This is a genomic window from Vibrio sp. 10N.261.52.C2 (assembly GCF_041471425.1).
GTDB classification, from domain to species: Bacteria; Pseudomonadota; Gammaproteobacteria; order Enterobacterales; family Vibrionaceae; genus Vibrio; species Vibrio crassostreae_C.
Window position 1 is genome coordinate 20582 of sequence record NZ_JBFROH010000048.1, and the last position, 6749, is coordinate 27330.

Here is a 6749-nt window from a genome sequence, read left to right on the forward strand (position 1 = left end):
TCTCTTTTTGCTCTAAAACTCTCTTCGAAAAACATCGGACGTTGGATTACCCAACCGTAATTTTATTTTAGGAAGTCGTGGGAGATATATCGTGAGTGCATCTAATGTAGCTGGTTCTTTTAATGTCGCTAAGTTTGGTGGAACAAGTGTTGCCAACTTTGAAGCAATGAGCCGTTGTGCTGCCATTATTGAAAACAACTCAAACACGAAACTGATCGTGAGTAGTGCATGCTCTGGTGTCACTAACTTGCTGGTTGAACTGGCAAATGGTGTTCAAGATAAAGCACGTCGTCAGGAATTAATGGCGCAATTAGCGGAGATTCATAACGCAATTCTTGACCAACTCGCAGATCCAATCAGCATCGAAAAAGAAGTTCACAGCATTCTTGATGACATTGCGAGCGCTGCCGAGGCTGCATCATTCCAAACAAGCACTAAACTGACCGATCACCTTGTCGCATGTGGCGAGTTGATGTCGACACACATCTTGGCTCAGATCATCCGTGAACGAGGCACTCCTGCTGTTCGCTTTGATATCAGAGATGTGATGCGCACTAATGATGATTTTGGTAAAGCCGAACCTCAACTAGAAGATATTGCCGCTCTAGCGCAAGAGAAACTTATTCCACTTTGCCAACAACAAGTTGTCGTTACACAAGGTTTTATCGGTGCTGATAGCGAAGGCAACACCACGACTTTAGGCCGCGGTGGCAGTGATTACTCAGCAGCATTGATTGCCGAATCTGTAAAGGCGATTGGTCTAGAAATCTGGACGGATGTTCCGGGTATTTACACCACTGACCCTCGTATTGCACCTAAAGCTTCTCCTATCCCAGAGATCAGCTTTAGTGAAGCATCGGAAATGGCAAACTTTGGTGCGAAGATCTTGCATCCATCGACTCTAGTACCTGCATTACGCCACCAAATCCCGGTATTTGTCGGCTCTTCTAAAGCACCAGAGTTGGGTGGAACTTGGATTCGCCAACAGGTGGAAAGCTCTCCACTATTCAGAGCCCTTGCCCTTCGCTGCAACCAAACTATGGTTACGCTACGCAGTGCTAACATGTTCCATGCCTATGGCTTCTTGGCAAAGGTGTTCGAGATCCTTGCTAAGCATAAGATCTCGGTCGATCTTATCACTACCTCAGAGATCAGTGTGTCACTTACTCTGGATCAAACGGATACCTCTGGTGGTGCCCCTGAGTTACCTGAAGCCGCTCGCATTGAGCTTGAGGAGCTGTGTTCTGTAGATATTGAACACGACCTATGCCTTGTTGCTCTTATTGGTAACAACATGAGTGAAAGCAAAGGCTATGCAAAGCAGGTCTTCGGCACTCTTGAAGACTTCAACCTACGCATGATTTGTTACGGTGCAAGCCCACACAACCTGTGCTTCTTACTAAATGAATCTGTTTCTAAGTTGGCGATTCAAAAACTGCACCAAGAATTATTTGAATAGAAAGTCCGTTTATCATCGACAGATAAATCACAAATACAAAAAGGGTTGCTATTTAGCAACCCTTTCTCTTTTTACTTTACGAATCAAAGCTCGTCGTAGATTCAAACTAGTTAATGTTTGGACCTAACCACTTCTCGGCTTCTAACATATCCCAACCTTTGCGGTCAGCATAGCTATCCACTTGATCCTGTTGAATCTGTGCAATAGCAAAGTATCTAGCATCAGGGTGTGAGAAATACATACCAGACACTGAGGCACCAGGCCACATCGCGTAGCTTGTCGTTAATGACATATCGATTGCCTTTTCAACGTCCATCAGCTCCCACAACGTACCTTTCTCTGTATGCTCTGGGCAAGCAGGGTAACCTGGAGCTGGACGAATACCTTGGTATTTCTCTCGAATCAAATCGTCGTTAGACAAATTCTCATCTGGCGAGTAACCCCAAATATCCTTTCTCACTTCTTTATGCAGATATTCCGCGAACGCCTCAGCCAATCGGTCAGCAACCGCCTGAATCATAATCGCGTTGTAGTCATCGCCTTTCGCTTTGTATTCATCAGCCAGCTCTCGCTCACCAATACCACCCGTAACCGCAAAGCCACCAATCCAATCCGCTTTACCGCTTTCTTTTGGCGCAATGTAATCAGACAAACAGTAGTTAAAGCCTTTTGGTTTCTCTGTTTGTTGACGAAGATTGTGTAGAACTTTTAGAACTTCGGTACGAGATTCATCGGTATACACCTCAATATCATCACCAACACTGTTCGCTGGGAACATGGCACACATGCCACGCGCTTCAAGTAATTTCTCTTTCTCTACGCGATCCAGTAAATCATTAGCATCTTTGAATAAACGTTTTGCCTCTTCACCCACTTCCTCATGATCAAGGATTGCAGGGTATTTACCAACCAATGACCATGTCATAAAGAATGGAGTCCAATCGATGTACTGACGCAAAGTTGCCACATCAAAATCACTGAAGATATGAACTCCCGGCTTAGCGGGTGCCGGTGGCGTATACGCATCCCAATCGATAGCAACTTTATTGGCACGAGCTCTTTCAAGCGTGACAGGCTTGGTACGAGGCTTCTTACGATTGTGCTGATCTCGAACGCGATCGTAATCGATATCCAGCTTCTCAACGAAAGCGGGTTTCAATTCATCAGAAAGTAGTGAAGTACAAACACCCACTGCACGCGAGGCATTATTTACGTATACAACAGGTTCTGAATAATTCTGCTCAATCTTAACTGCTGTGTGAGCTTTAGATGTGGTTGCGCCGCCAATCAGAAGAGGCAGCTTGAAACCCTGTCTCTCCATTTCTTTAGCAACATGTACCATTTCATCAAGAGACGGTGTAATCAGCCCAGACAGGCCAATAATGTCGACATTCTCTTCTTTCGCTACCTTGAGAATCTTCTCGCAAGAAACCATCACACCTAAGTCGATAATTTCGTAGTTATTACACTGTAAAACCACACCAACGATATTTTTACCGATATCGTGAACGTCACCTTTAACGGTCGCTAACAAAATCTTACCGTTAGTTGCGCCCACTTCTTTGGATGCATTAATGAATGGTTCTAAATGGGCAACCGCCTGTTTCATCACACGCGCAGACTTTACAACCTGTGGTAAGAACATCTTACCTTCACCAAACAGGTCACCAACAACGTTCATTCCGTCCATTAGAGGACCTTCAATCACTTCAATAGGACGAGAGGCATTAACACGAGCTTCTTCGGTATCTTCAACAATAAAGTCGGTGATACCTTTTACCAAAGAGTGCTCCAAACGCTTCTCTACAGGCCAAGTTCGCCACTCTAATGCAGATTTATCTTCAACCTTACCAACAGCACGCTCTAGGTATTCGGTCGCCATATCCAGCAATCTTTCAGTCGAATCATCACGACGGTTTAGTACCACATCTTCAACAGCATCACGCAGATCTTCTGGAACATTATCGTAAATTTCCAACTGACCAGCGTTTACAATGCCCATATCCATACCGTTTTTAAAACAGTGATATAGGAATACCGCGTGAATAGCCTCACGGACGTAGTTATTACCACGGAATGAGAATGAAACATTCGACACACCGCCAGAGATCATCGCATGCGGGAGATCGCGTTTGATGTCTCCTACTGCTTCAATGAAATCAACCGCATAGTTATTATGCTCATCGATACCAGTAGCCACTGCGAAAATATTCGGGTCAAAAATAATATCTTCTGGTGGGAAACCGACTTCATCAACAAGAATGTTGTAGGCATTGGTACAGATTTCGACTTTACGCTCTCGAGTATCAGCCTGCCCGACTTCATCAAACGCCATCACGATGACAGCAGCACCATAACGACGAACTAATTTGGCTTGCTCAACAAACTTCTCTTTGCCTTCTTTTAGAGAGATTGAGTTAACGATGCCTTTGCCTTGAATACACTTTAGGCCAGCTTCGATAACTTCCCACTTAGAAGAATCGACCATAACAGGTACTTTCGAGATTTCAGGTTCTGAAGCACATAGATTCAGGAATTTAACCATACACGCCTCGGCGTCTAGCATCCCTTCATCCATGTTGATATCGATAATTTGAGCACCATTCTCGACTTGCTCTCGAGCTACACTCAAGGCTTCGTCGTAGAGCTCTTCTTTGATAAGGCGCTTAAAGCGTGCAGAGCCGGTAACATTGGTCCGCTCACCTACATTCACGAACAAAGATTCTTTAGCTATCGTCAGTGGCTCTAGTCCCGAAAGACGACAAGAAACTGGTAAGTCTGGCAATTGACGCGGCGTTACACCTTCAACGGCCTCAGCCATTTGACGGATATGCTCTGGAGTAGTACCACAACACCCACCAATTAGGTTCAAGAAGCCACTTTCAGCCCACTCTTTAACATGTTCAGCCATATCCTCAGGAGAAAGGTCATACTCGCCAAATGCATTAGGCAAACCCGCATTAGGGTGAGCAGAAACATTGCACTCTGAGATACGAGACATCTCACCGACATACTCACGCAGTTCATCAGGGCCCAATGCACAGTTCAATCCAAATGAGATTGGTTTTACATGACGAAGGGCGTTGTAGAATGCTTCTGTCGTCTGTCCTGAAAGGGTACGACCTGATGCGTCAGTGATGGTACCGGAAATCATCACTGGAAGAGCAATACCCACCTCTTCAAAAACAGATTCAACGGCAAAGGCACACGCTTTCGCGTTTAACGTATCAAAGATAGTTTCAATAAGAATTAAATCTGAACCGCCCTTAATGAGCGCGCGAGTCGATTCAGAATAGGCTTCAACCAGTTCGTCAAAGCTAACATTACGGTAACCTGGATCGTTTACATCAGGCGAGATAGAACAAGTTCGGTTGGTAGGGCCTAATACACCCGCGACGAAGCGAGGTTTATCTGGGGTCTTTGCAGTCCATTCATCAGCTGCTTCACGAGCAAGCTTGGCAGCAGCAAAGTTAATCTCTTCACTAAGGCTTTCCATATCATAGTCGGCCATAGCGATGGTTGTAGCGTTAAAGGTATTGGTTTCGAGGATGTCAGCCCCAGCTTCCAAATACTCCATATGGATATCTTTGATAAGCTTAGGCTGTGTAAGAACTAAAAGGTCATTGTTGCCCTTCAAGTCACTGTGCCAATCAGCAAAGCGTTCACCACGATAGTCTTGCTCTTCCAATTTATAATCCTGAATCATGGTGCCCATGCCACCATCAATCAGTAAAATTCGTTGCTTCAACAGAGCGTCAATCTTTTGCCTTACATTACTTCCCACGGTACAACCTCATTCCTTTAATTATCCCTCCATCCTATCACACATTAAAAAGGAGTCTAGACGTCTAAAAAAGGAAATTGATTACTGAGTCATGACAAAAAAATGTTTGCTATTTGAGCATGAGACAACGAAAATTCATATTCATACTTTGTTACATGTTGGAATCCCAATGTCGGTCTATTACACCTTATGCTTCTTGTCCGCTGCAGCCATGCTTATTGCTTTCGTGAATACAAAAATTGGTAAAATGCAGACAACCATCGCCATCACAGCTGGCTCAATGATGTTATCTCTATTAATTATCATTGCGGGACAAAACAATTGGTTCCAATTGGCTGACATCGCCTCAGAAACCGTTGCCAGTATCAATTTTGAAGATTTCCTTCTAAAAGGGATATTAGGATTCTTACTATTTGCAGGCGGTTTGGGAATCAAATTACCAAACCTAAAAGACCAGAAATGGGAAATAACAGTACTCGCGTTAGGTGCTACGCTGTTTTCAACATTCTTTATCGGTTTTGTGCTGTACGGGTTTTGCCAGTTCATCGGTATTCAATTTGATCTGATTTACTGCCTACTCTTTGGCTCGCTAATCTCTCCAACCGATCCCATCGCCGTGCTAGCAATAGTAAAGAAACTCGACGCTCCCAGAAGAATCTCTACTCAAATCGAGGGAGAATCTCTATTCAACGATGGTTTTGGCTTAGTTATCTTCGTAACCCTATTTACTATCGCATTCGGCACAGAAGCGCCAACCGTCGGTAGTGTGACCATGCTATTCGTTCAAGAGGCGATTGGCGGCATTGTCTATGGTTTTGTTTTAGGTCTTGTATTCCACTACCTAATCAGCAATACCGATGACCACTCGATGGAGTTGCTATTAACCATCGGCATCCCAACTGCTGGTTATGCGTTTGCTGAAGTTCTACATGTATCAGGCCCATTAGCGATGGTGGTATCAGGTATCATGATTGGTAACTGGACTCGCTTTATCGGATTCTCGAAAGAGAGTGAAGATCACCTAGATCATTTCTGGGAGTTGATAGATGAATTCTTAAACGGCGTATTATTCCTATTAATTGGTATGTCGATGCTGCTATTCAAATTCCACCAAGAAGACTGGATCTTAATGGCATTCGCAGTCCCTCTAGTATTGAGTGCACGCTACTTGAGTGTTTTCTTGTCTTACATCGGATTTAAACGCTTTAGAACTTACAACCCATGGTCGATTAAGATTCTAACTTGGGGTGGCTTGCGTGGTGGTCTAGCTCTAGCGATGGCACTTTCAATCCCTTCAGGTATCTGGGTAATAGAAGATAAGGCAATAGATGTTAAAGAGATAATCCTTGTTATGACCTATGCCGTAGTAGTGTTCTCGATTCTCGTTCAAGGCTCGACGATCACTCCTATGATAGAAAAAGCGAAGCAAGCTGAGAAAGAGCTAGATTAACATCTAAAAAATTAAACTAGGCTGCCTAATTTAGGTAGCCTTTTTTATGGTTCATC

At 44.1% G+C, this 6749-nt stretch carries 3 protein-coding genes; 2 read left to right on the forward strand and 1 reads right to left on the reverse strand.

All coding sequences use genetic code 11. The annotated features are described in order from the left end of the window. Nucleotides 1-91: 91 nt before the first annotated feature. The gene (gene lysC / locus AB4307_RS17690) at nucleotides 92-1459 is read left to right on the forward strand and encodes a lysine-sensitive aspartokinase 3 (protein WP_017071533.1); all 1368 of its coding nucleotides are present in this window, start codon (nucleotides 92-94) and stop codon (nucleotides 1457-1459) included. Between the two features lie 106 nt (nucleotides 1460-1565). Here the strand turns inward: lysC and metH are convergent, their stop codons facing one another. Then, nucleotides 1566-5243 carry a methionine synthase gene (metH, locus tag AB4307_RS17695; protein WP_372132818.1) on the reverse strand — a complete coding sequence of 1226 codons (3678 nt, stop codon included), beginning with the start codon at nucleotides 5241-5243 and terminating at the stop codon, nucleotides 1566-1568. A gap of 169 nt (nucleotides 5244-5412) precedes the next feature. Between metH and AB4307_RS17700 the strand changes: the two genes are divergently transcribed. Further along, entirely contained in the window at nucleotides 5413-6693 is a 1281-nt protein-coding gene (locus tag AB4307_RS17700) for a cation:proton antiporter (RefSeq protein WP_017061334.1), read from the forward strand. Nucleotides 6694-6749 lie beyond the last annotated feature (56 nt).